The sequence below is a fragment of the Acinetobacter sp. CAU_H_29a_1 genome, from assembly GCF_058599505.1.
Genome location: NZ_CM178655.1, coordinates 2,723,946 through 2,747,024, shown reverse-complemented (window position 1 = coordinate 2,747,024; position 23,079 = coordinate 2,723,946). Strand labels below are relative to the sequence as shown.

13 protein-coding genes and 4 pseudogenes are annotated in these 23,079 nt (G+C 42.9%); 7 read left to right on the top strand and 10 right to left on the bottom strand.

The window, feature by feature from the left end; all coding sequences use genetic code 11:
* Genes AC4MDD_RS13870 through AC4MDD_RS13860 form a run of 3 tightly spaced genes read left to right on the top strand, consistent with a single transcriptional unit; the run spans window position 1 to window position 2,065 of the window.
* Window positions 1-417: a CidA/LrgA family protein gene (locus AC4MDD_RS13870; RefSeq protein WP_491881883.1), complete on the top strand. Its 417-nt coding sequence runs from the start codon at window positions 1-3 to the stop codon at window positions 415-417.
* Window positions 410-1,120, top strand: a complete 711-nt coding sequence (locus tag AC4MDD_RS13865) for an LrgB family protein (RefSeq protein WP_491881882.1) — start codon at window positions 410-412, stop codon at window positions 1,118-1,120. Before AC4MDD_RS13870 ends, AC4MDD_RS13865 begins: the two co-directional genes overlap by 8 nt.
* 18 nt (window positions 1,121-1,138) lie before the next feature.
* Window positions 1,139-2,065, top strand: coding sequence for a hypothetical protein (locus tag AC4MDD_RS13860; RefSeq protein ID WP_491881881.1), 927 nt, complete (start codon window positions 1,139-1,141; stop codon window positions 2,063-2,065).
* A 133-nt stretch (window positions 2,066-2,198) separates the two neighbouring features.
* Here AC4MDD_RS13860 and AC4MDD_RS13855 read toward each other — a convergent pair whose 3' ends face one another.
* The 8 genes and pseudogenes from AC4MDD_RS13855 to pdxR form a co-directional block, all read right to left on the bottom strand.
* Window positions 2,199-3,605 carry an aminotransferase-like domain-containing protein gene (locus tag AC4MDD_RS13855; protein ID WP_491881880.1) on the bottom strand — a complete coding sequence of 469 codons (1,407 nt, stop codon included), beginning with the start codon at window positions 3,603-3,605 and terminating at the stop codon, window positions 2,199-2,201.
* A 79-nt stretch (window positions 3,606-3,684) separates the two neighbouring features.
* Window positions 3,685-3,807: a hypothetical protein gene (locus tag AC4MDD_RS13850; protein WP_004694789.1), complete on the bottom strand. Its 123-nt coding sequence runs from the start codon at window positions 3,805-3,807 to the stop codon at window positions 3,685-3,687.
* 14 nt (window positions 3,808-3,821) lie between these two features.
* Window positions 3,822-4,826 (bottom strand): cytochrome d ubiquinol oxidase subunit II, encoded by a 1,005-nt coding sequence (gene cydB, locus AC4MDD_RS13845; protein ID WP_491881879.1) that lies wholly within the window; start codon window positions 4,824-4,826, stop codon window positions 3,822-3,824.
* A pseudogene (locus tag AC4MDD_RS13840) lies at window positions 4,819-6,278 on the bottom strand (cytochrome ubiquinol oxidase subunit I). The gene cydB and the pseudogene AC4MDD_RS13840 overlap by 8 nt, the downstream one beginning before the upstream one ends.
* A gap of 550 nt (window positions 6,279-6,828) precedes the next feature.
* Window positions 6,829-7,523 (bottom strand): annotated as a pseudogene (locus AC4MDD_RS13835) (alpha/beta hydrolase).
* A 444-nt stretch (window positions 7,524-7,967) separates the two neighbouring features.
* Window positions 7,968-10,076: a TonB-dependent receptor family protein gene (locus AC4MDD_RS13830; RefSeq protein ID WP_491881878.1), complete on the bottom strand. Its 2,109-nt coding sequence runs from the start codon at window positions 10,074-10,076 to the stop codon at window positions 7,968-7,970.
* Between the two features lie 399 nt (window positions 10,077-10,475).
* The gene (locus tag AC4MDD_RS13825) at window positions 10,476-11,921 is read right to left on the bottom strand and encodes an amino acid permease (RefSeq protein ID WP_058952237.1); all 1,446 of its coding nucleotides are present in this window, start codon (window positions 11,919-11,921) and stop codon (window positions 10,476-10,478) included.
* A 413-nt stretch (window positions 11,922-12,334) separates the two neighbouring features.
* Window positions 12,335-13,837, bottom strand: coding sequence for a MocR-like pyridoxine biosynthesis transcription factor PdxR (pdxR, locus tag AC4MDD_RS13820; protein ID WP_279676802.1), 1,503 nt, complete (start codon window positions 13,835-13,837; stop codon window positions 12,335-12,337).
* Between the two features lie 578 nt (window positions 13,838-14,415).
* On the opposite strand from pdxR, the gene gabT reads away from it, so the two are divergent.
* On the top strand, window positions 14,416-15,678 hold the full coding sequence (gene gabT, locus AC4MDD_RS13815) for a 4-aminobutyrate--2-oxoglutarate transaminase (protein WP_491881877.1): 1,263 nt from the start codon (window positions 14,416-14,418) through the stop codon (window positions 15,676-15,678).
* Between the two features lie 16 nt (window positions 15,679-15,694).
* On the top strand, window positions 15,695-17,143 hold the full coding sequence (locus tag AC4MDD_RS13810) for an NAD-dependent succinate-semialdehyde dehydrogenase (protein WP_491882626.1): 1,449 nt from the start codon (window positions 15,695-15,697) through the stop codon (window positions 17,141-17,143).
* A gap of 205 nt (window positions 17,144-17,348) precedes the next feature.
* On the opposite strand, the gene AC4MDD_RS13805 is transcribed toward AC4MDD_RS13810, so the two are convergent.
* A complete protein-coding gene (locus AC4MDD_RS13805) occupies window positions 17,349-18,281 on the bottom strand; it encodes an IS5 family transposase (protein WP_490792120.1) in 933 nt (310 codons plus the stop codon).
* A 56-nt stretch (window positions 18,282-18,337) separates the two neighbouring features.
* Here AC4MDD_RS13805 and AC4MDD_RS13800 point away from each other — a divergent pair.
* Both AC4MDD_RS13800 and AC4MDD_RS13795 read left to right on the top strand, forming a co-directional pair.
* A pseudogene (locus tag AC4MDD_RS13800) lies at window positions 18,338-20,431 on the top strand (membrane-bound PQQ-dependent dehydrogenase, glucose/quinate/shikimate family); the annotation flags it as partial.
* 94 nt (window positions 20,432-20,525) lie between these two features.
* On the top strand, window positions 20,526-22,691 hold the full coding sequence (locus AC4MDD_RS13795) for a TonB-dependent receptor domain-containing protein (protein ID WP_491882625.1): 2,166 nt from the start codon (window positions 20,526-20,528) through the stop codon (window positions 22,689-22,691).
* A gap of 99 nt (window positions 22,692-22,790) precedes the next feature.
* On the opposite strand, the pseudogene AC4MDD_RS13790 reads toward AC4MDD_RS13795, so the two are convergent.
* A pseudogene (locus tag AC4MDD_RS13790) lies at window positions 22,791-23,072 on the bottom strand (carboxymuconolactone decarboxylase family protein); the annotation flags it as partial.
* Window positions 23,073-23,079: the final 7 nt, after the last annotated feature.

Genomic DNA, 23,079 nt, shown 5'->3' with positions numbered 1-23,079 from the left:
ATGTTGCATGACCCAACTCGGCTGAAGAAGTTAAAAACTGCGAGCTACCAAATCATCATTATTTTGGCCGTTTGGAGCTGTGCTGATGTCTTACAAAAGTTGCTGAATTTGCCTGTGGCATCAGGGGTACTTGGGTTTTTTCTGCTGTTGTTTTTACTTGAAATGAAATGGTTGAAATTAGCCCACGTTGAACGCGGTGCCGATCTGTTACTGGCTGAACTGCTGCTGTTTTTCATTCCGCCAGTGGTTGGCGTGATTCAATATCAGGATTTATTGATTGCCAGTGGTTGGAAAATTCTGCTGGTGATTTTAATCAGCACCGCTTTGGTGATGATGGTTTCTGTATATAGCGTGCGGTTGTTGTTAAAGCAGCCAGTGCTAAATCAAGAACCAAAACTGGAAGATCAGTATGACTGAATTCTGGGGAATTTTTTACTTGGTTTGGACCGTGCTGTGCTATTTCATGGCAAAGCAGCTTTTTGTTCGAACACAAAAAATCTATTTATCCCCCATTATTGTTGTTCCTAGCTTGAGCATCGTACTGATCTTTCTTTTACAGCATCAGTTCCAAGACTATTACTTTTATACACAATATTTGGTGGCCTTGCTCGGCCCAATCACGGTGGCTTTTGCGATTCCTGTATTTCGTTATCGCCGCATGATTCAGCAACATTTTAAAGTGTTGCTCTTCAGTTCCAGCCTCGCCATGTTGGTGGGTATTTTCAGCAGTTGGTTTTTGGCGAGCCTATTGGACTTTGATGACATCGTTAAAAATAGCCTGTTGGCGCGTTCCATTTCGATTCCTTTTGCTTTGGTGCTCACCGAAAAAGTGGGGGGCTCTATCAGCCTGATTCCACTCTTTACCGTGATTACAGGTTTGGTCGGTATGTTGTTGGGAGACCTCCTCTTGCTTTGGATCAAATATAAAAATCACCTTGCCTCAGGTGCAGCACTGGGTAATGCCGCACATGCTATGGGCATAACTCGGGCAAGACAGCGGCATGAATTGGAAGGCGTCATTGCCAGTCTTTCGATGATTATTTCAGGAATCATTATGGTGCTATTTGCGCCATCGCTGATAGCAGTGACGAAGTATTTACTTGGCTTTATATCGTTTTAAATCAATAAGGAATCGAATATGAATCCTATGTCACATGCAAAGGCACTCTTAAACCCCAAAAGTTATCTCGCGGCCTTTGTCTTTATAGGTCTTATAGTGGCGGCTGCCTATGGACTGAATGATCGTGAAATTATTCTGCCTGAAATAGCGGCGATGGCCGTTGGACTATGGGTCTATCGAGATAAACAGTGGCTCAATCAGCCAGATAAAATTTTTATTTTACCCAGTTTGACCGCTGTAATCGGCTTCAGCATTAACTTAATGCCAATTTCATATTTGTTCAAACTGGTTTTGGTTCTCTGTGCTATGTTGCTCGTGATGCGGATGTTTAACTATATATTACCGCCCGCACTGGCCACGGGTTTCTTGCCGATTGTGACCCAAGCCTATGAAATATCGTTTTTGATTTCGATTTTTGCCACTAGTTTTATCCTAATGTTGGGCGTTGTAATCTTTAAACTAAACCAAGGCGTAGAAAGGAAAGACAATTTTGATCGACGAAAAATAGGTGTGTATGCCATTATTACTTTAATCGGTTTTGCACTCGCTGCTATTTTCAAGATTGAAGCGATGGCACTGATCCCACCCATTACAGTAGTGGTGTACGAATCATTAAATATGATGATGTATTCGTTGAAAATGTGCCTTAAGCAGGTTGCTGTGTTGACACTGTCGATTTCAATTGCCGTGCTTATGCAGTTGTGGATTCAAGATTGGATACTGCTCGCCCTAATATACATACCCTTGATGTTTCTTTTGCTCAAGCTCTTTGATATGCGCATTCCTGCGGTATATGCCTTTCCATTTTTGGTTTTTGTCTTTCCACAAGACAGTGTGATGCATTTACCTATGGCATCTGGCCTGATGGCTGGGTTTTCACTTGGCTGTGTCTATATCTATCGCACCTATTTTCAAAATATGAGTGCTGAGAAATCTTATACCTAGCTTGAGAGGAATGACATGATCCGATCTGATCATGTCATTTTATCTCTGGGATAGTGATATTTGCAGTATGGGCAGTGAGTCTCTTCAAATAAAAAGATGGTTTAAATCAGTCTGGATTTAAACCATTCAACTTTTATTCAAAGGCTTCTGGATAAATACATTGGATCAAGGCATCTAAGGCATTTTGAATACGTTCATTGCTTTCAAATGAACAATTGATCCGAATATGATGTGGAATATTATCCGTTTGATAAAATAATGAACCGGGCGCAATGCTGATATTTTTCTCTAAAAGCTGCTCATAAATCAAATTTCCATTGATCTGCTCGGGCAAAGTAATCCATAAAAAATAGCCCGATGGATAATAATGAATTTGATAATCTTCAGACAAATGTTCAGATAAATAAGTGTAATACTGATTTTTGAGACGTTTTAAGGTGTTACGCAAAGTTTTTAAGTGCTTTTCATAGTGTCGATGCGATAAATAATCGACCAAGGCATTTTGAATAAATGAGTTGACGGAAAGCGTGCTCATCAGCTGTAGATGCTGAATATGCTCCGAAAATTTACCCGCATAGACCCAACCAATCCGAAAACCCGCACCTAAAGTTTTTGAAAAAGAAGAGCAGTGTAAAACCAAATTTTTCTGATCAAAGTATTTCATCGACAGCGGTTTTTTATGATCAAAATAAAGCTCTTCATACACATCGTCTTCAATTAAATAAATATCGCGTTCGTGCAGTAGCTTTGCCAGTTGGTATTTGATGTCATCACTGACCGTAAAACCAATAGGGTTGTGACTGTTGAGCATCAGCAAACAGACTTTAATTGGATAACGTTCAATTGCATCTTTAAACGCCTCAAGGTCAATACCATGTTCTTCATGTTCAGGAATACTAATGACTTTCAAACCCAGATGTTCAGCCGCTTGCCAAGCGCCATAAAATATTGTTTTTTGGAGTAAAATGTAGTCGCCGGGTTGGGTCATGGCTTGTAAGGAGAGGTTTAAAGCATCCAAACCGCCCGAAGTAATTACGATATCGGACGGGTCTGTTGGGATCCCTTGCATGCAGTAGCGCTGCGCAATCAGTTTTCGCAGTTCAAAGTTCCCCGGAGGTAAACTTGGCATCTGTTCATAACTAAGACGGTGTTTGGCACGTTGTCCCAACGTTTGCATCAGCTTGGCAGAGTAGAGCAGTTGGCTGTTGGGAAAGGCAATGCCAAAGGGAACCATTTGTTCAGATTGGATCGATTTTAAATATCTGAAAATTTTAGAGTTGATTTCAATTTTTTCGTTGAGGATGACGCTATTGGAGTTGCTTTCTGAGCGTGCATCACCTGTCACAAAGTAACCGAGTTTTTCTTGTGAATAAATCAGACCTTGCGCTTCGAGTTCCTGATAGGCATTCATCACGGTCATCAGGCTAAAACCCGATGTTTCAGCTTGTTGACGGAGTGAGGGCAGTTTATCGTTGGCTTTCCAAAAACCACTTTCGATCAAATGTTTCAGGCTGAGCGCAAGTTTTTCTGATTTATACATATGGGTTCGCTGCAATTAAAAGGCACAGGACATGTATTGAAAGTCCCGTGCCTAATTCATAAAAAAAGTTTGGCTGGCTTTAGTAAGCAAAACTCAGCAACAGCTTAAAGAAACCCGCAATCAGTGCGAGAGAAATAAAGCCAAAGCACCACAATAAAATAAACCATAATCGTGGGCTGAGTCGATCAACAAATTTTTTCATGTCTATCTCCTCAATTAATGATAACCCTGATCCCCTATACGTACTTTGTCACGGAACACCCAATAGGACAAGAAGGTATAGGCAATGATGATTGGGATTAAAATTGCAGCTCCGACCAAGGTGAACTTTAAACTTGACTCAGGTGCAGCGGCCTGCCAAATAGTGACCGATGGCGGAATAATATTGGGCCATAAGCTGATGACGAAGCCAGTAAAAGCCAAAAAGACTAAGGCCAAAGTATAGATAAACGGTTTTAGTTCATGCTGCTTTTTGCACGCCGATAGAATCAAGCCAACAAACAGTAAAACTAAAATTGGCACGGGGCTAAAATAGTATAGATTCGGCAGAGAGAACCAACGCTGCGCAATTTCAGGATTGGTCAGTGGCGTATATAAACTCACGGCACCGAAGATAATGAGTAAAGCAATAATCAGCCGAGGCATGAGATGAAACATCCGCTGCTGTATCTCTTTTTCGGTTTTCCAAATGAGCCAACCACACCCTAAAGTGGTATACATCACCACGACACCTAGACCGGTAAAACATGTAAATGGCGTGAACCAGTCCCATCCACCACCACTGTAAATACCATTGGTGGTCTGAATACCTTGGATATACGCCCCTAAAATCACGCCTTGGAAAAAGCTCGATAAGATAGAGCCCCAGATAAACGCGAGATCCCAGAGGTATTTAGTGCGCGTGGCTTTGAAGCGAAACTCAAAAGCCACACCGCGGAAAATTAAAGCCACCACCATAAAGATAATCGGTAAATACAGTGCCGATAAAACGGTTGAATAGACCAAAGGAAATGCAGCGAATAAGCCAGCACCACCTAGGACCATCCATGTTTCATTACCGTCCCAAACGGGCGCGACGGTATTCATCATCACATCGCGTTCTTGCGTTCCGTTCATAAAGGGAAACAGAATGCCAATGCCTAAGTCGAAACTATCCATGACCACATAGATGAGTACCCCGAGCCCGATAATACCGACCCAAACCAAAGCGAGATCAATCATGTGGTTTCTCCTTACTATTTTGAGCAGAGGGATCAGTGGTATCGATAGACTCTTCAACAGCACTGAGTGGACGTAGAGGGGTTTTAAAATGCCCCGGGCCAGTATCTTGTACGGCATCTAAAGGCGTAGAAAAAGCAGGGCCTAGTTTGATCAAGCGCAGCATGTAGTAAATACCCGCGCCAAAGACGACGGTATAGACCAGAACAAAAATAATCAGGCTCAAGCCGACTTGATCTGCGGTGACTGTATGCGATAAACCGTCTTTAGTTCGAATCACGCCATACACCACCCAAGGCTGGCGACCAACTTCTGTAGTGACCCAACCTGCTAGGAGCGCGATATAACCTGTAGGCCCCATGATGATGGCAAATTTATGAAACCAACTGCTTTCATATAAAGAGCCTTTTTTACGCAGCCACAGCGCTGTTAATGAGAGTAAAACCATTAACATACCCAAGCCAACCATGACACGGAAACTCCAGAATACAATCAGTGCATTCGGACGGTCTTCAGCTGCGAAGTCTTTTAAACCAGTGACCTGACCCTCTAGGGAATGCGTCAGAATCAAACTACCCAGATTGGGAATACCAATCTCAAGATCATTCGATTCTGTTTCCATATTCGGTAAAGCGAACAGTAATAAAGGCATGCCATGATCACGATTGGTTTCCCAATGACCTTCAATGGCTGCCAATTTTGCAGGTTGGTGTTTTAAGGTATTTAAACCGTGGTTGTCCCCAATCACAACTTGTAAGCAAGACGTGACCAGGACCATCCATAAGCCCATGGAAAAAGATTTTTTCACTAACTCATCACGACGACCTTTCAGCAAATGCCATGCTGCGGTGCCGACCACTAAAAGTGATGAGACTAGGAAGGCCGCTGCTGCCATATGGGCAAATCGGTAGGGGAAGAATGGGTTAAACACAATTGCCCACCAATCTGTGGGGACAATAATGCCATTTTCAATGGCAAAGCCTTGAGGTGTCTGCATCCAACTGTTGGAGGATAAAATCCAGAACATGGAAATACAAATACCGATAGCGACCATTAACGTGGCAAAAAAGTGGGCTTTGGGGCTGACCCGTCCCCAACCAATAGCATAATGCCCAAGAAACCGGCTTCTAAAAAGAAGGCGCTCATGACTTCATACGTGAGCAATGGCCCTGTGACGCTGCCTGCGATGCGTGAAAACTCACTCCAGTTGGTGCCGAACTGGTAGGCCATGACAATGCCTGAAACAACTCCCATAGCAAATGCCACGGCAAAAATCTTAATCCAATACTTAAATAAGTCCTTATAAATTGGATTTTGGGTGCGCAGCCACTTCCATTCCAGCATGGCAAGAAAGCAGGCTAAACCAATAGAGGTTGCAGGAAAAATAATATGAAAGGAAACAGTAAAGGCAAATTGAATTCTTGCCAACTCAAGTGCGGTTAATCCGAGGCTCATTGCATCCTTCATGGCTGGCAGGAATATCGACGGTTCGATACCCAGTTGCTGTCTAGATCGGAATGATAAAAAAGCATAGATCGTTTCATTAAAAACTACCTACTTAAAATACTGATGATGATCTTGCATCAGGATGTCGAGAAGATGTAGGTACAAGAATTGGAGAGAAAAAATATAACAAAATAGAAAATTGCACTTAGTCTGTTATATTTTTTGAACTGTTTTTATGATCTATTCATTTTTATTACTTCATTAAAATATACAGAAAGTTTGGACGCTGAGTTAGTTAAAAAATGTTATTCAAAACCCGCATAACGTATGGTTTGAAATAGCGTCGTTTGAAGCGAAACTTTAACGAGGGAACTTCATTATGAAGGACAGCTTCAGTAGCAAAAGCTGAGGTTTTGCTGAAGGCAATCGAACCGAGTATGTGCGAATATTCACACCTATAGGATAATGATATTGCGCTATCTATTGTGATTTGAAGGTAGTTTGAGATATAAAAATAGCTCTAAAAAGGGAGTCTGTAGACTCCCTTCAATATAATAGTTTAACGCACAAGGAAAGTTGCGGCTTCATCAATTAAATCAGCAACGGCTTTAGGTTGAGATGCGAGTGAAGCATGACTGGCATTTAAAGAAATGACTTTTTGAGCATTTAAGCGTGAAGACATCATGGCTTGGTTTTCAGGGTGAATCATGCGGTCTTCAGTTGAAATTTGGTACCAAGATGGTTTGTTTTTCCATGCTGGGTTTGAAATGGTATCGCCAAAAGTACTCGCAACAGGGGCTTTCTGGGTGATGCCCATGACCAGTCCTTCATCATTCGTTAAGTCCTGACAGAAGCTTTCATGGTATTTATCGGCTTTGACCCAAAGGTATCCGTCACTGTCGGGTTCTAAGTTGGGGGCACCAACGGGTAAATGTTGCTGCGTAATGCCACCTGGACTTTCACCAGCATCGGGTGCAAAAGCTGCAATATAGACTAGACCCACAACATTGGGTTGATTACCCACTTCGGTAATGACCGCCCCCCATAGGAGTGGCCAACTAAAAGTACATCTCCTTGTACTTGTGCAATCATTTTACGGGTTCTTTCGACATCATCCGCCAAAGAGGTGAGCGGCAGTTCAACGGCACGTAAGGCTTCGTAACCTCGGTGAGATAGGTCAGTAATGACTTTCGACCAATGGGCAGCGCCGCCCCAAAATCCATGTACTAAAATAATTGTAGGCTTCTTATTCATCTTCTCATCCCTAGAGTAAAAATATCATCTTATCGTGAAAATTTAGTGAGACTAGCTTGGTTTTATGCTTCTCTGTATTGTTACAATCAACTGATTGTAAGTTAAAGAGATGAGTGGGCTAAATTTTCGCAGTCATTTTTGAAAACATATTTATTATTTAAATACTTAATTTTTATATTGAATCTAAGATTTAGTAAAACGTAGGGCATAACCTTTTATCGGTTTATTTTAAGGGATTCTAGTATCTTTTATTAGATTTGAAGGTTGTAGGTTGAGCTGAGCAACTTATGCCGAGGGGCTGACATTTATCAGACAGAGTATCCATTTCAGCTTTCGGTGCTGTCTAGAAATAAAGGGAAAGTTGTTTCAGGCGAGGACATCACTTTTGCAAAGATGAATGAGAGGTGTCCCTGCCTGAATATTTGCTTTTCTAGAATTGAATGTTTAGAAATCAAATGAGGTTTGTAGATAATACGTTTGTGGCGCACCTACATACATTCCACCGACTTGATCTGCTGAACGAGTGTAGTATTCACGGTCAAATAGGTTCTTCACACCGAAGCCCACTTTGAGACCATTGAGTTGTGTGTTGGAAAAATCATAGGATGCCCGAACACCCACTAAACCATAACCAGGAATGTTGCCATAGCGTCCAGTAGCATCATGGGTGCCCGATGCGGTTTGACCAGATTGACCGTAGAAATTAGTGTTTAGTGTCCATTGATCAACTTTATAGTCTATTCCAGCATTACCTACCCATTGTGAATAAAAGTCGAGATCTTGTCCTTTATTTTCCCCAGCAGATGCGGTTGCTTTGGTGTAAGTGGTATTGGCATACAGCGAAATACCGCTGAGTTCGTCACTGATTGCACCGAGATTATATTTAAATCCGAACTCGGCTCCTTTGTGTTCAGTGGCACCTAAATTTGAGTAAGTTTGAGTTGCATCATCTCGTTTTAATTCATCAGAAAAATCAATATAAAACAGGGTGAATTCTAGGGATAGATATGGGTCTAAATAGTGTGTACCAATTTCATAATTATTGGCTTTTTCAGGTTGTAAGCCCTGCATGGTCAGATAGGCACCTGACGCATTGGTATTGGCCATTTGGCTATATTGTAGTGGTGCAAAAGATTTACCGTAGTTTGCAAAAATATTCCACAAATCATTGGCTTTATACATGAATGAAAAGCTTGGTAATACTGCATCATAGGATTTTTCAGTATGTACTCCGTTGAGTACCGATGCATCTTTATTTAATTTGTACATATTTTCGGTGGTTTTGATTTTCTCAAAACGAACACCATGAATCAGAGACCATGCACCCACATCTGTGCGGTTGTCAATGAACAATGCATGTGCATCTGTTTTCCCGTCTGCTTTGGTCCAAGCATATTCATTTGTAGGGCCTGTGACCGTGTTATAGCTTGCACGATTAACCGCTTCTTCACTGGTTTCATGTAGATAGCGATAGCCCACAGAAACTTCATTTTCAGTAGTCCCAAGTTGGTATGCATGCGAATACCGCGGCTCGATTGCCGTCACTTTATAATTACGTGGCGCCGTTTGGTACAGTTTTGATCCACTACGTTCCATTCCTGCATCACGGAAGGTGTCAGTGTGATAGGCCAAAAGCTCAAAGGCATTGTCATCTTTTTTATAGCTGTATTTAACTGAACCGTCAGTACGATGCCCTTTCATATAATCATGATTGCGCAAGGACTGATATGGATTTTCAGCAAATTGAGCAGGGGTTAAACCTCCAGGCATATCTACATCTGCATCGTAGCGGTGTAGATTGGCTTCAATTTTTGCATATTCATCTATTGCATAAGCTGCTTTTAAGCGAATATCGTTGATGTCAGAGTCATCATTTTTATCGCGATAACCCTCTCCATTAACGCCAGAATATAACAGCGCTAAGCCTAAACCGTTGTCTAAGGTTCCACCCACAAATAAGTTGGGGCTAAATTTTACATGACCGTTTTCTGCAATTTCTGTAGTGAGGTCTACCGTTCCAGCAAAGGTTTCAGGAATTGTACGCGAGTTAAAGTTAATAATCCCGCCTACATTTTGTGGCCCAAAGCGAACAGAGCCCGCACCACGCACCACGTCGATGCTTTCAATATTGCCTAAGCTAGTGGGTGCTAAGGAGAGTTGTGATTGACCATAAGGGGCAAATGAAAGTGGAACACCGTCCACGAGTACCTGTGAGCGTGGTGAAAACCGTGACGTTAAACCACGGACACCGATGCTTAACGATGCATCACTCCCAGCTGTTCCTGCATTTTCAGGAGCTTGAATACCAGGCACAGTGCGTAAAGCCTCTTTGACAGAAGTTGCGCCTCGGTTAATCAACTCATCACGCTGAATGACTGTACGCGCTCCAGCATGATTTAGTACTTTCTGTGCATTGGCTTCATCTAACCAGTTGCCTTCGGCTTGCACAGTTATCGGGTTAAGCGTCACAGTAGGGGCTGTATCGGCTGCATAAAGTATGGAGGGAAATAAGCAGAGTGCGAGGACTGATTTTTTGAACTGAGGGAGCGACACAAGAGATCCTTAAAATGATGTATAGGTTAAATGTGAAGAAAATATGGAGAATTTGTGAGTTTGTGAAATGATAAGCTGACTAGCGAGATCTGTAAATGATAATCGTTTGCTTTTTATTCAAGTGTTATATAAAAATTATTAGAATAAAGGGAATAGTGAAAGCACTTAAAAGTGAGGCGGCAATCTATACAAAATTTTTTTCTGAAAGGGCTCTGCAATATCAAACAGGCTGACAGTTTTCTAGAATATGAATACAAAAAGATAGATAAAAACGGCGGCTAACATTTGAGTGAAAATTAAACTTATTTCTGAGTTTAGCCTAAAAAACCGATGGCTCTCACTTGAAAGCCATCGGTCTAATCTGGTTTGACCTTAGATCATTACCAGATTATTTTAAAATTAAAGGTTATTGCTCAAATCGGCTTGAGTGTTCATCGGCTTATCTTGAGCATGCTTTCCCCAATTAAACTTCTGTGCACAGATGCCCAATCCAACAATAAACAGAGCAAGTAAACTGGTGTAAGTCACTTCTTTGAAGTAGGTGCCTTCCACAAGCATGGTAATGAGCGCGCCAATGATAAAGACGATGGCAAGATAAGTAAGCCAAGGGAATAACCACATTTTAAAGTCAATCACTTGTCCTTCGGCTTCTAATTTCTTACGCATACGTAATTGTGAGAAGGCAATGGTCAGGTAGACATACAGCGCTGCTGTACCTGTTGCTAACATGAAGATGTCATAGACATTCATACTTTCAGTTGCAGTAAGGTACGTTGCTACCAGAGCAAATAATGACGACACCAGAACGCCCATCCACGGACTACCATTACGGTTGATTGAACCGAAGCTTTTAGGTGCGTCGCCACGTTTTGACAGTGAAAATAACATCCGTGAGCAGGTATAAAGTGCCGAGTTAAAGCAGCTACATACCGAGGTCAGAACCACAAAGTTTACAATGTGTTTTGCTTCTGGAATGCCAAGTGCTGACAAAGTCACACTGTAGGTTCCCCAAGTTGGATCTTTTAACAGTGGATTGTTATGTGGAATTAGGCAGACGGTAATAAACATTGAACCGACATAGAACAACATAATCCGCCAAACCACCGAGTTAGATGCTTTACGGATTTCACGGGCAGGATTTTCTGATTCTGCCGCCGCAACCGTAACAATTTCAGCACCAATGTAGGCAAACATAACCCCAAGTAAGGCGGTGATGACTGCCGAGAAACCATTCGGCATGAAGCCGTCCGCAGTTAAATGTGTGATTCCTGATGCAGTTGCTTGACCCCATGGCCATAAATGCATGATGGCTAAGCTACCAATTACTAAGAAAATCACAATCGCAATTACTTTGATGAGTGCAAACCAAAATTCAAATTCACCATAGTTTTTGACATTTTGTAAGTTAACCAAAACTAAGGATACAATTACGACCAGCATGTAACCCCAGATTGGGATAAAGGGAAACCAACTGTTGAGAATTTTACCTGCGACATAGGCTTCCCAACCCATCAGCAAAGCCCAAGAACACCAATACAGCCAGCCAATGGTAAAACCAGCCCAACGACCAATGGCACGATCTGCATAGGTTGAAAACGACCCACTGTCTGGATTGAGAACGGCCATTTCACCTAGCATACGCATGATTAACAGAATGAGTAATCCACCAAACGCATAGGCCAAAACTGCAGCAGGGCCTGCCGAATAGATAACATTTCCCGAGCCGATGAACAGTGAACCACCAATGACACCCGCAATCGAGATCATTGTAAGATGACGCGACTTAAGTCCATTTTTTAAGCCTTGAGATGCATCCGGCACAGCGCTTTGTTTAGGTGCTTCCATATAATTTTCCTTAATCTTAAGGAGGTAGTTTCAAAATGGGCAAAGCCTTTTTCGGACTACTCATCCTTTAAAACTGTAACCGAATGATCAGAGGCTTTATCATTATTAAGGCAAAAATGAATAAATCTGATATTTCTGCCAAAGCGTTAAAAATCACACTTTGGCTACAAAACGGTTACATGTTGTTTATGTATGCACCTAATCTCTCTTTTTTGTTCTCAGTAAACGAGAGCCATTTTTTAGCATTTGGAAGGAGCCAATTGCAGCTAAAATGTGAAAAGCTGGGGAGCCAATGTTTACTCTCATCTCAATAATTTATAGAATGAAGCAGCAAAACTTAGCTTTGTAACTGCGGCTTTAGTCGCAAGTCGAATGGTTTTAAAAAAACTTAAGTATCTAATTTATAAAAATAATCAACTTAGAGTACGAACTCCTGCATTTCGCAGACATTTGAGTAACACACCAAAAGCCACCAATATTTCCTGTTCACGGACACAGGCAAAGCCTAATAGTAGTCCTTTCTGCCGTGTTGAATAATGCTTGGTATAGTACTGTGACAGCGCTCGAACTTTTACGCCTTGATCAAGTGCATTGCTGGCAATCAACACATCATCCATGTTGCTCGGCAGCTTTAAAATCAAATGTAAACCAGCAGCGGTATTGTATTCATGCAGGAAATCTGCCCCAAGATGACGTGTAATCAGATCGATTAAAAAGGCGTGACGCTTGCTATAGAGTAAACGCATACGACGAATATGTGCTTCATAATGGCCCTCACGGATGAACTCTGCCAAGACTTTTTGATCCAGTAAATGCCCGCCCCGATATAGTTCCGATGCCACAATACGCAGCGGTGAAAACAGCTTTTTAGGGACCACCAAATAACCAATGCGCAACGCAGGGTAGATAGTTTTACTGAAGGTTCCCATATAAATGACAGGTGCATCTGGCTCCAAACCTTGTAAAGAAGGGAAGGGCTGACCCGAAAAGCGGAACTCACTGTCATAGTCATCTTCCACAATCCAGCTTTTATGCTGGCGTGCGATGGCAATCAGTTGTTTACGACGCTCTAAACTTAAGTGAGAGCCTAAAGGGTATTGATGTGAAGGCGTCACAAAAATCAGTTTAGGTGGGGTTTTAGGGTCTAGGTCAGGAATAATGCCTTCTTGATCGACAGGCAAGGAGCGTAGATTTACGCCATTAATGCGTAAAATATTACGTGCCCCCCAATAAGCAGGATCTTCAATCCAAACTTCATCGCCAGGGTCACTTAAGGTCCGTGAAACCAAATCGATCGCCTGGTGTGTCCCTTCAGTAATAATGATTTGGTCTGCATCGCATTGCACCGAACGTGCAATTTTGAGGTATTCCGCCAGTTCTTGGCGCAGCTCTAAACAACCGCCCGCATTGCTATAAATGAGACTGTTGATTTCGGGTTCACGGCTGAGGCGGGTCTGAATACGGCTAAAAATATGGTGCGGAAATTCTGTGACATCGGGTGCACCGGGCACAAACGCGCCCCATTGGTAAGGCGATGCAGCTGAATAGCCGATGAGATAGGAACCGCGTTGCGACAAATTATAATTCTGCTGGGGCTTTTTTTCTTGAGTTTGGCTATTGGTATTTTCAGCTTTGACCAAAAAGGATTCAGGTAGTTTTTCAGCGACCCACGTGCCTTGGCCTGTACGTGCTTCAACATAACCTTGCGCTTGTAATTGTTCATATGCACTGAGTACGGTATTGCGTGAGACTTTAATTTCTTTGGCTAAGTCACGCGATGCAGGTAGGCGAGTTTTGGGTGCGAGTACACTGTCAATAATGGCGTTGCGTAAGCAGCGAAACAACCGCAATTGTAGGGTTCCGTCAATATCTTGCTGTAATCGTTGCAGTAAATAATCTCCAAGCAAGCTACGCAATTGGCTCTCTCCTACAATATTAAAATGGCTTTTCGTGAGCGATTACCATAAATGCAAAATTATCTCGTCAGGCAGCCGTTGTAAAGCATTTCACTTGTAGACGTTGGGAGCAAATGCCCGCGACTAAGGGGCTGGAAATATACACAAGTCGCATCCAAAGCAAAAGTTTTTTTAGATGATTTACATAATCGAATACAACGGCTTGAAAATACAATTAGAAAAGCCTAAAGAAGGACATAAGTGGTTTCTATGTTGGCATAGTCATTTGCTGAATTTTGGGCTTCTTTAGCATTTGGGGTGATTCGGTTGAATACCGTAATGGCCCTCTTGTATAAGTATGCCTTTTCTAAATTTATATTTTTTAAGTTATTAATTTTTAATAAATAAATATTTTATATGGAAAATGGTTATAAAGGGGTCGGGTGAATTGGCTCCATCTGTCTGATGAGAAGTGGCTCTCGTCTAGTGCCAATAAAAGCGCAAAATGCAATAAACCCCACGTCCTTTGTATATCAGCAAAAAGCATGATCGGGACGCTGAAATTTTATAAATGTATGAATCAAGAATGAGGATACAAAATGGACAGTAAACACTCTGCACTGAACGCACGTAAACTAAAAGCGACTCCTCGTGGCGTTGGTGTCATGTGTCAATGGTATGCGGAGAAAGCAGAAAATTCTACCATTTGGGATGCTGAAGGAAATCAATATACTGACTTCGCTGGGGGTATTGCGGTACTCAATACAGGTCACCGTCATCCTAAAATTATTGCTGCTGTTACTGAACAATTGACTAAATTCACCCATACCGCGTACCAAGTTGTACCGTATGAAATTTATGTTTCTTTGGCTGAACGTATTAATGCACGTGCGCCAATTGCTGGTGAAGCGAAAACAACATTCTTCTCTACAGGTGCTGAAGCTGTTGAAAATGCAGTGAAAATTGCACGTTGCTATACAGGTCGTCACGGCATTGTGACTTTTGGTAACGGTTTCCACGGTCGTTCATTTATGACGATGGCAATGACGGGTAAAACTGCACCGTACAAACGTGACTTTGGTGTGATGCCTTCAGGTGTTTTCCATGCACGCTACCCAGTAGAGTCAAAAGGCATTACTGTAGATATTGCGATTGAAAGCATTGAAGACATTTTTGCAGAAGATATTGCGGCACATGATGTAGCCGCTATTGTACTTGAACCTGTGCAAGGTGAAGGCGGTTTCAACGTTGTTCCTGCTGAATTCTTAAAGCGTTTACGTGCGCTGTGTGATCAACACGGTATTTTGATTATTGCAGATGAAGTACAGACAGGTTTTGCGCGTACTGGTAAGTTATTTGCCATGGATCACTACGAGACCAAAGCGGACTTAATCACTATGGCGAAAAGTCTTGGTGGTGGTTTCCCAATCTCTGGTGTGGTTGGCCGTGCTGAAGTGATGGATGCACCGAACCCAGGTGGTCTAGGTGGTACTTATGCAGGTAATCCAGTGGCTGTAGCTTCTGCACATGCCGTACTAGACGTGATTGAAGAAGAAGGCCTTTGCGAACGTGCAAATGTATTGGGCGCAGAGTTGGTTGAAGTTCTGAATGAACTGAAACAGTCTTCGTCTACAGTCCAAGAAATTCGTGCGTTGGGTTCGATGGTCGCGATTGAGTTGGAAACGGCGGATCAAGCGAAAGCAATTCAAAACTATGCAATGCAAAATGGCTTGCTTATTTTGACCTGTGGTCGTTATGGTAATGTGATCCGTTTCTTATATCCTTTAACGATTCCTGCAGAACAATTCCGTGCTGGCTTAAACATTTTAAAACAAGGTTTTGCACTTTCTGCTGCAGCATAATTGAAGAGTAATGACCATGCTTCAAGCGCAATATAAAGATTTATTACAGCATCCAGATATTCGTTTTGATGTGCCTGAAAATGGCGGTTACATCGAAGTCAAAGATGCGGCAACACATGACACTTTGGCATGGGTGAAATCCCATGACCGCGCGTCAGTTGAGCAAGTGATTGCTCGTTCTCAAAAGGCACAAACTGCGTGGAAAGCGCAAACAGCGCTACAACGTGCTGATGTACTTTGGGCTTGGTTTGATTTGATGCAGGAAAATAAAGAGTCATTGGCTCAGATTTTGACTGCTGAACAAGGTAAGCCTTTGGCTGAAGCACGTGGTGAAATTGGCTATGCTGCTTCATTTATTCGTTGGTTTGCAGAACAAGCGCGTCGTATCGATGGTGAAGTTTTAACACCAACACTGCCGAACCAGCGTTTGTTGGTGATCAAACAGGCGATTGGGGTGACTGCTGCGATTACGCCGTGGAACTTCCCAGCGGCGATGATCACACGTAAAGCAGCACCTGCAATTGCAGCGGGTTGCTCAATGATCGTGAAACCTGCTGAGCAAACGCCTTTAACGGCTTATGCTTTAGAAGTGTTAGCGCTACGCGCGGGTTTGCCACAAGACGTGTTATTACACATCAGCGGTGTCTCAAGCGAAGTGGGTAAAGCCTTGTGTGAAAGCGACACGGTGAAAAAGTTGAGCTTCACTGGTTCAACCCAAGTTGGTCGTATCTTGATGCAACAATGTGCACCAACCATCAAAAAACTGTCTTTAGAATTAGGTGGTAATGCACCTGTTTTGGTGTTTGATGATGCCAATCTTGAGCAAGCGGTACAAGGCATTATGGCCAGCAAGTTCCGCAATAGCGCACAGACCTGTGTATGTGCCAACCGTATTTATGTACAAGACGGTATTTACGATGCCTTGGTTGAAAAACTGGCAGTTGCTGTAGCGAACTTAAAAGTGGGTGATGGCCGAGTTGAGACTTCAACCCAAGGCCCGTTGATTGATGAAGCCGCGATTGAAAAAGTACAATCGCATATTGCCGATGCCATTAGCAAAGGTGCGCAGGTTAAAACCGGTGGCCAACGTTCAAGCTTGGGTGGTACTTTCTTTGAACCGACACTTTTAACCGAAGTGACGCAAGAGATGAAAGTCGCGAAAGAAGAAACCTTTGGTCCATTGGCACCCTTGTTCCGTTTTAAAACAGAAGAAGAAGCAGTGCAAATGGCCAATGACACTGAGTTTGGTCTGGCAACTTACCTATTTACGCAAAATACCGCGCGTCAGTGGCGTGTTGGTGAAGCGCTTGAGTACGGTATGGTTGGCATCAACACGGGCGCGATTTCAAATGAAGTGGCTCCGTTTGGAGGTGTGAAGCAGTCTGGCTTAGGTCGTGAAGGTTCTAAATTTGGTATCGACGAATATCTCGAAATGAAATATTTGTGCGTGGACTTATCTGTTTAAGATAACCCCGCAACCATCAGTTAAAGAATCAGCCTTGCCCATTCAAGGCTGATTTTTTTTGGGCGTATAGATGGGGGAGTATTATTGGGGGATTTATTTTAAGATATTGTAATATCTAACATTAGTCTGACCCTGAAACTTATAGTTATGAGAGGCTTTGTTGCACAAAGATTTGAAATGCAAAGCGCCCCTAATTGAGCCAAATTTAAGGCGTAACTTGGGTAAGTGGTCGACCTAATTCCGTAAATCTGTTAAGGACTGCTACACGTGCATGGATCTCATTCACTTGGCTATCAAAACTCCTTGCACTGAGTTTATCTCCTAATAATTTGATGCAATGCATCTTAGTTTCAACCAAACTTCGACGATGATAGCCTGACCATTTTTTCCATAGTGTCCTGCCTAAACTTTTAATTGTTCGAAGTAATTCATTTCGCTCTAGCGAGCTACTCTTTGTATCTTTCCATTGTTTCGCATTTTTTCTAGGTGGAATCACCGCATGCCCTTGCCGATCTGCAATGACCTGACGGCATTGCTTGGTGTCATAAGCTCCATCGGTATAAACAGAGTTAATCTGCTCATCTTGTGGAATCTGATTAAGTAAATCACCAAGCACCTGTGAATCACTGACATTATTGGTTGTAAGCTGAACTGCTCGTATTTGTAGGGTTTTAGCATCTATACCAATATGAAGTTTACGCCATTGGCGACGATATTCAGGTCCATGTTTCTTGCGTTTCCATTCGCCCTCACCTAGAAACTTCATGCCTGTAGAGTCCATGAGTAGATGCAGCCCATCGCTACTTTTTTGGTAGCTGATTACAATATCAATATGCTTTTGTCTTCTACAAAGCGTGGTGTAATCTGGAGCTATCCAATTTAATCCGCAAAGTTTAATCAGACTTTGCACAAAGCCAGTGACCATACGTAAAGACAGACGGAATAAGGATTTAATCATTAAGCAGCATTGGATGGCTGCGTCGGAGTAGGTTTGATTTCGCCCTTGTTTGCCTTTTGATGGCGCATACCATTGCGTAGCAGGATCAAACCAAATGGCAATATTTCCGCGACTCATGAGTGCTCGGTTATATGCGGGCCAATTGGTTGTGCGGTAGATTTTGTGTGTAGGCTTCTTCATTTGAAAATTATATCGCTGAAAAACCCTTTACAGATAGGTTTGTGCAACAAAGCCCTTTACCTGCTATTCGTAAGTACCAATTTCAAATTGCGCCTTCAGCACCCGCTTATGCCTTAGGTGGTTTAACGGTGTTAGGTATGCTCGGTGGTTTGTATGGCATGTTTATTCCACATCCAACCGTTGAAGCATCGGGTCAAGAATTGCCACTTGTACCAGTGGAACCAAGTAAACAGCAAGTGAATTGGGATCACTACGGCAGTGATGCAGGCGGTAGTCGTTTTGCTGCGCTTGATCAAATTAACCGGAATAACGTATCTAAGCTAAAAGAAGCTTGGCGTTTCCAAACGGGTGACATGACCACAGGTACGGGTAATGGTGCAGAAGACCAGCTCACGCCTTTACAGGTGGGTGATAAAGTCTTTTTATGTACACCGCATAACAACATCATTGCTTTAGATGCAGATAAACAAATCTGTAAGGCTGAAGTGAACTCAAAAGCCGATGCTTGGGAGCGTTGCCGTGGTGTGGGTTACTTTGACTCGACCCAAGCCTTGGTACAACCGACTTTAGCAGGTGCAAGTGCGGTGACAGCGGTGGCAAACAATACCGCATGTCCACGTCGTGTTTATACCAATACACCTGACGGTCGTTTAATTGCAGTCAATGCAGATACAGGCGAACGCTGTAAAGACTTTGGTGTCGATGGAACGGTGAACTTACTGGAGGGTCTAGGTGCGGGCACGCAAGCGCCTCGTTTTGAAGTGACTTCGGCGCCAACCATTGCAGGCACCAGCATCATTGTCGGGAGTCGTATTGCTGACAACTTTGCAGTCGATATGCCGGGTGGTGTGATTCGTGCCTATGACGTGATTACTGGACAGCTACGCTGGGCTTTTGATCCACGTAACCCAAATCCAAACTATGTCCTCAAACCGGGTGAAATCTACAAACGTAGTTCAGCTAACTCTTGGGCGGCAATGTCCTATGACCCACAAATGAACACGGTGTTTTTACCGATGGGAAGTTCATCGGTTGATGTCTGGGGCGGAAATCGTCAACCTGTCGATCATAAGTACAATTCTTCTGTTTTGGCTTTGGATGCAACCACAGGTAAAGAAAAGTGGGTTTATCAAACCGTTCACAATGATCTTTGGGACTTCGATTTACCCATGCAGCCAAGCTTGGTCGATTTTCCGATGCAAAATGGGCAAACCAAACCTGCTGTCGTCATTGGCACCAAGTCAGGTCAGTTCTTTGTACTCGACCGTGTGACAGGCAAGCCTTTAACCAAAGTGGTTGAGCAACCTGTAAAAGCTGCAGATATTCCTGATGAGCAATACAGTGCAACTCAGCCACGTTCAGTTGAAATGCCACAGATTGACAATCAAACTTTGACTGAATCGGACATGTGGGGCGCAACGCCATTTGACCAGTTGATGTGTCGTATTAACTTTAAATCGATGCGTTATGAAGGTCTCTTTACAGCACCGGGTTCTGATATATCTTTAAGTTTTCCGGGTTCGCTGGGTGGGATGAACTGGGGCAGTATCGCATTTGACCCAACGCATCGTTATATGTTTGTCAACGACATGCGCCTAGGTCTGTGGATTCAGCTGATTAAACAAACGCCTGAAGACTTAAAACTTGAAGCCAGTGGCGGAGAGAAGGTCAACACAGGTATGGGCGCAGTGCCAATGAAAGGTACACCGTATAAAGTGAATAAAAACCGCTTTATGTCGGTATTGGGCATTCCATGTCAAAAACCACCTTTCGGAACCATGACGGCGATTGATATGAAAACCCGTCAAGTGGCCTGGCAGGTGCCTTTAGGTACGGTTGAAGATACTGGTCCAATGGGTATTAAAATGGGCTTAAAAGCGCCGATTGGTATGCCAACCATTGGTGGCCCAATGGCGACTCAAGGTGGTTTAGTGTTCTTTGCTGCAACACAAGACTTCTACTTGCGCGCCTTCAATTCATCTAATGGTGAAGAGTTATGGAAAGCGCGTTTACCTGTAGGTAGCCAAGGTACACCGATGAGCTACATTTCTCCAAAAACAGGCAAGCAATATGTGGTCATTTCCGCAGGTGGGGCACGCCAGTCGCCTGATCATGGTGATTATGTGGTTGCGTATAGCTTAGCCGATTAAAACGTTTTATTGTATGGGAAGCCTGTCGAGATGATAGGCTTCCCATTTTTATGGTAATAACAAGCAAGGAAATATTGTGCGATTAACTTATTTGATGCCTGCGCCTTTTAAACAAGCCTTATTGACTGCGGTTATTTTACAATCTATGCATGCTTATGCAGAAGCGACAGAATATCAACTTCCTGTCATCACCGTCCAAGCGGTACATACCGATAGCGAGTTGTTATCGACTTCTGCATCCATTCAAAAAGTCCAAGCGGCTACAGTACAAAACAATGCCAATGTGAACCTATCCGAAGTATTACAAGGGGTTGCAGGCTTACAAATTAATAACCGCGAAAACTATGCGCAAGACTTACAGATTTCGATGCGTGGCTTTGGCGCTCGTTCGGCTTTTGGCGTGCGTGGCATTCGGATGTATGTCGATGGTATTCCTGCGACCATGCCTGATGGTCAAGGGCAAAGTTCCAATATTGACCTCAATAGTTTGGATCACATCGAAGTGCTGACAGGGCCATTTTCATCTTTATATGGTAACTCATCAGGTGGAACCATCTTGGCTGAGACCAAAGAAGGACAAGGGAAAGACTCAATTCAAGTGGGACTCAATGCAGGCAGCCACCATAAGCAACAAGCCAATATCCAATTACAAGGGGGTTCTGAACAGGCCAATCAACCCGCTTATGTGATTAGTTCCTCTTATTTTGATACCGATGGTTTTCGAGACCATAGTGCAGCGCAAAAAGTACTGAATAATGCCAAACTGACATGGAACTTAGAGGATGGCAGTAAAATCAACTGGGTGATGAACCGTGTCGATATTGATGCCGACGACCCACAAGGTCTAAAGCATGAGCAGTGGAAAGCCAATCCAAAACAAGTCAATGACAGCAAAAATACCTATAATGTCCGTAAAGAAATTGAACAAACCCAAACAGGACTGACGTGGACTAAGCCGCTGAATGATCAGCAAGAGCTATATAGCATGTTCTATTTGGGCAACCGACAGGTCGTACAATATCAGTCAATTCCTAAATGTGGGATAAATAAAGTTACAGGGGAATGTATACCAAACTCTTCACAACTTAATCCTCGCCATGCAGGTGGCGTAATTGACTTTGACCGAGATTATTATGGTGCGGACTTCCGTTGGACAGGGAAAGAAGTTTTACCGAATACAACCTTGGTTGCAGGTGTGGCTTTAGACCGGATGGTTGAAGACCGTAAAGGTTATAATAATTATAACGAGCAAAATATATTTGGGATAAAAGGTGCGGTACGCCGTGATGAAAAGAATACCCTGTGGAATTTAGATCCTTATGTGCAGGCCTCATGGCAGTTCTTACCTACGTGGCATCTTGATACAGGCTTACGCTATAGTAATGTGCATTATGAGTCGGAAGACCATTACATCATTGATAAAAATGGCGATGACAGTGGTTCAACGGATTATCAGAAATTATTGCCTTCTGTGGCTTTAGGCTGGGAAATTTTACCTGAACTTTATGCCTATGCCAGTTATGGCAAAGGCTTTGAAACACCAACCTTTACTGAAATGGCTTATAACACTGATACTTCGAAATCGGGTATGAATTTTGCGTTAAAAGCAGCAAGTAGTGATAACTATGAGCTGGGTCTAAAGGCGCAGAATCCATTCGGGCTCTTCACTTTTGCTATTTTCCAGACAGATACAGAAAACGATATAGTGACAGCGGGAACACGTGATGGTCGTGCGACTTTTCGTAATGCAGATCAAACCACACGACAAGGTTTAGAGCTTTCATGGCAACAAAAGATTTGGAAAGAGCTCAACATACAATCGAGCTTTAGTTATATCGATGCTGAATTTGATAGTTATACAGCAGAAATAGCGAATCCGGATGATTCAACAAAACCTTATGCTAAAGCCATTAATAAAGGAAATAAGATTCCCGGGATTGCCAAAAACCAAGTGTTTACTCGTATTGCATGGCAGCCAGAGCAGGGCTTTCAAGCAGGCTTAGAAGCACGCTATATGGATAAAATTTATGTCGATGATATCAACTCAGATACTGCACCAAGTTATACCGTTGTGGCTGCAAATGTCGGCTATTTATGGGTAAACCGTGACTGGAAAGTAAACAGCTATGCCCGAGTCGATAACCTGTTTGACCGTAACTATGTTGGCTCAGTGATTGTGAATGACGGCAATAGTCGCTTCTTTGAACCTGCCGATGGTCGAAACTTGAGCGTTGGCATGAGTGTGACCAAAGCCTTCTAATTGAAATGGTTTGGCTAGGCAAAAAATGCTGCATAGCCAAACCAGATGAATCGCGCCATGCGACTGTAAAAGACGCTTTTGTATAGGCGCTAAATCTATTTATGAATTGCTTTGATATTCCTGAATCACTTCGAGCGCAGCGCGGAACGCCTCTTGAGTCGCAGGTGCGCCGCAATAAGGCAAACTGTGTAAAAGGACTTCTTGAATTTCTTCAACCGTTGCACCGTTATTCAACGCACCACGAACATGGCCTTTCAGCTCAGTTGGACTCTTTTGTGCCGTCAAAAATGCAATGGTAATTAACGAGCGATATTTACGCGGTAAAACACCTTCACGTTGCCATGTTGAGCCCCAAGCATGTTCATTAATCCAGTCCTGCATCACATCA